Here is a 3728-nt window from a genome sequence, read left to right as displayed (position 1 = left end):
CAGGGAAAAGGGGGCGCAGAAATAAAGGCAGGTCACCGCCCGTCCCTGGGTGGGGATGGGCGCAGCAGCTTGAGGGCAGAGCTCGGCCTGCCAGGCCCGCGCTTGAGGGGCATCGGTGGCGCAGACCACCCACTCGGCAGGGATCTCCTCGCCCTTGGCGGTGCGGATCCCGCGCACTTTTCCCTCTTCCACCAGGATGCGCTCCACCGAGGTTTGGTAGCGGATCTGCTCTGGGGCAAGGTGGCTGGCCAGTTGGCGGACAATCTCTCCCATGCCCAGCGCCGGGGTGACGATGGCTCCTTCGGCCATCATCTTGAAATAAAAGGCAAAGAGGCGGGCGCTGCTGGCCAGATCCGGATCCAAAAGAATGCCGCGGAAAAAGGGGTAGAAGAAGTGCTGGCAGATCTTTTGGGAAAATCTGTACTCCTCTAGGAACTCTCGCACCGAGCGGTCAGATCCCCCCAGTCCTTCCTGGAAAACCTGTTCTGGGGTGCGCCGCGCCAGCTCCGCCCGCAACTGCAGCACCTTGAGCTTGTCGCCAAAGCTGGCCAAGGGGTTGAAGAGGGAAGGGACAATGCTGGTCGGATCCCGCAGGGGATCCCCCAACAGCCAGCAGCGACCGGGTTGGGCCAGCATCGCTCCCGGACGGTAGGGGCAGGGATTGAGCTGGCCTAGATCCAGATGCCGCCGCACTTGGGGATAGGCGGTAAACAGCACCTGAAAGCCACGATCCAAACGGAAGCCCTCCACCGCGTCGGTGCGCACCCGCCCGCCGGGGCCGTCGCTTTTTTCCAGGACTAGGACATCGCTCCAACCCGCCTGGCTCAGCACCTTGGCGCAGGTTAAGCCGGCCAGCCCTGCCCCGATAATGACCACTCTGCCCATGCTGCTGGGATCCCTTCTCCGTGGAGTATTTTACCTGGCTCGATTCCTCAAGGCTGAGTCCCCTTCTGAGGCAGGATGTTCTGGCCCCCAGATGCGAATGGCGCCATCGGCACCGCCGCTGAGAAGGGTTTGCCCGTTGGGGCCAAACAGCAGAGCACTCACCATCCAAGTCTGGCCGCCCAGGGTGCGCAACTCTTTGCCGCTGCCCAAATCCCAGAGTTTGATCTGCTGGGCGCGGTGATCGGTGCCGCTGGCCAGCAGGCGGCCATCGGGGCTGAGGGCAAGGGTGGCCAAGCCAGACAAGGGCTGGGCCAGAGTGCGCTCGAGGGATCCCGTGCCCACGTTCCAGATCCAGACGCCGGAAGCGCTGGCGGCGAGCAAGTGGCGGCCATCGGGGCTGAGGAGCACCTGCTCGATGGGGTAGTCGGCCTCCAGGGTTTTCAACAAAGCCCCGCTGCCGGGATCCCAAAGATGAACGGTGGGATCCCCGTTGGCGGCCACCAGGATCCAGGGCGGGCTCCTTTTTTCCGCCACCCCAGAGGGAGCGAAGGCCACCGCCGTAATGCCTGACCCCTGGGTAACCGGGTGGGCGGCGCTGTCGATGGTGCGCACCAACTGGCCATCCTCAGCTTGCCAAAGGCGAATGGTGCGGTCGGCGCTGCCGCTGGCAATCCAACGGCCATCGGGGCTGATGGCGACGCTGTTGATCAGCTCGGTGTGGCCCTGCAACTGCAGCCGTGGCACCCCATCCCCCAGGGTGACCAAATCCCAAACCCGCACCGTCTTGTCGGCCCCCCCACTCACCAAAAAGGTACCATCGGGGCTGATGGCCAGCGTCTCAATCGAACCTTCGTGGCCTGCCCAGCTCTGCAGCAGTTGGCCGGCCTGGGGATCCCAAAAGCGGATGACACCGTCGTCTCCCCCGGCAACCAGGAGATCTCCATCCGGGCTGATGGCCAGAGCGGTGATAGCGGCGGGGCCTTCCAGTGTGGCCTTGAGCCGCAAGGACTTGGCCCAGTCAGCTAGGTTGAGGGCAGGGCTGGAAGAGGATAGGGATCCAGTCCTGGAGGGATTGGGCGGCTGCTCTGGGGAGCTGAAGCTTTTGAGCCCAGCGGATCCCAAATTTGCCCTCGTTCCCGCGGGCGGGACAGAGTCCCTGGGCACAATTGCCTTCTCTCCCCACAGGCTGAGGTTGGCCGCCAGTTGCCAGGCAGCAACTCCGAGTAGCACCAGCAAAGCCGCCAGACTACTCCCCGCCCAAAGTGGTGGGATCCAGAAACGCGCCCGCAGTGATACCGAGGAACGCGGCGGCGTAGTCGGCTCCTGTAAGGGAGCGGCGGCAACAGGGTCGGGCAGGATCTCAGCGCCGGGAGAGACGCCCTCTGCCAGAGGCAAAGCCTGGAGAGCGGCCAAAGCTGCCGCTGCCGAAGCAAAGCGCTGCCGCGGGTCACAACCCCCCAGGCAATCCAAAAAAGCGGCAAAAGGAGCGCTGGTAGGAGCCAGATCGTGCCAGCGCAGCTCTCCCGTCAACGGGTCGCGAAACAGCTTGTGGGTCGGGATCCCTGAGAGGGCCTGTATGGCGATGAGCCCAAGTGCCTCCAGATCGCTGTCGGCAGCCTCGGGCCCAGAGTTGCAGCAGCCCAAGCCCAACACTACCCAGCGGCCATCCGCCCGGCGACAGATCAGGCGAGAGGGCTCTAGGTTGCAGCAGTTTACCCCCTCACTGTGTAGCAAGGCCAAGGTTTGCAGCACATCTTGCAAAAAGGCCCGCACCTCAGCTTCTGTCCAAGGCTGACCTTGCTCAGTGGCCTGGCGCAGGGCCTGTTCCAGAGTCTGCCCCTCGATCCACTCTTCTACCCAGTAAAAATCTCCCTCTTGCTCAAAATAAGTCAGCAGGCGTGAGATACACTCATGGGATCCCAGGCGTTCCCACAGCGCCATTGCCTGTTCAAATCGCTGCCGGGCGGCAGAGGGCTCTTCCCCCTTGGGAGAGCGAGGTTGCCAACGCCTGATCACCACCCAGCTCTGTTCAGGGCGATGGCCATCTTGGGCCAGGTAGGTTTGCCCGCTGGATCCCAGTTCTTCCAAGATCTGATAGCGGCCACCCAGGGTCTGCCCTACCATAAGGACTCCGGCTACTCCAGGCATATATGGTCTACCGTTCGCGTCAGCACTGCGGAGCACTTTAGCGGGACGGAGTTCTTTGGCTCTACCCTTGGGGAGGATGCGAACCTTTTCCTTCTGGATCATCATGCCACACGGGCAAAAGGCTCAGAGTAACCCTGAGTTACTCAGTGGCCGGGGGGATGTCGTTGCAAAACCTGCTTTAGGTAGCGCCCCGTATGGGATCCCGGCTGCTCGGCCACTTCCTCAGGGGTGCCGACGGCAACAATCTGGCCGCCCTGGTCGCCCCCTTCCGGCCCCAGGTCAATAATCCAGTCGGCACAGCGGAGGATGTCCAGGTTGTGCTCGATCACCAGCACGGTGTTGCCCGCATCCACCAACCGCTGCAGAACATTCAAGAGCTTGTGAACGTCGTAGAAGGACAGGCCGGTGGAGGGTTCATCGAGCAGGTAGAGGGTTTTGCCGGTGGAGCGGCGGGCCAGTTCTGCCGCCAGCTTCACCCGCTGCGCTTCCCCCCCGGAAAGCGTCGGAGCGGGCTGACCCAGCTTGATGTAATCAAGGCCCACATCGGCCAGCGTCTGCAGGATCTTGGCGGCAGGGGGTAGGGCGGCAAAAAACTCCAGCGCCTCCCCCACTGTCATGTCTAGGACTTCGGCGATGTTTTTGCCCTTGTACCTGACCTGGAGGGTCTCGCGGCTGTAGCGGCTGCCCCCACACAC

The 3728-nt window shown here is 63.1% G+C and carries 3 protein-coding genes; all 3 read right to left on the bottom strand.

Translation table 11 applies throughout. The features are described 5' to 3' along the window. On the bottom strand, positions 1–885 hold an 885-nt coding region (locus tag NW857_RS11905), incomplete at its 3' end, for a protoporphyrinogen/coproporphyrinogen oxidase (RefSeq protein ID WP_414369052.1). Positions 886–915: 30 nt separating this feature from the next. Continuing rightward, a complete protein-coding gene (locus tag NW857_RS11900) occupies positions 916–3009 on the bottom strand; it encodes a protein kinase domain-containing protein (protein WP_414369051.1) in 2094 nt (697 codons plus the stop codon). 167 nt (positions 3010–3176) lie between these two features. Next, positions 3177–3728, bottom strand: a 552-nt coding sequence (locus NW857_RS11895) for an ATP-binding cassette domain-containing protein (RefSeq protein ID WP_414369050.1), incomplete at its 5' end; no start/stop codon positions are given.

Source organism: Synechococcus sp. H55.9 (assembly GCF_047462355.1).
Lineage (GTDB): Bacteria > Cyanobacteriota > Cyanobacteriia > Thermostichales > Thermostichaceae > Thermostichus.
The sequence above is the reverse complement of the archived record's forward strand: the minus strand, read 5'-3'. Positions and strand labels throughout refer to the sequence as shown.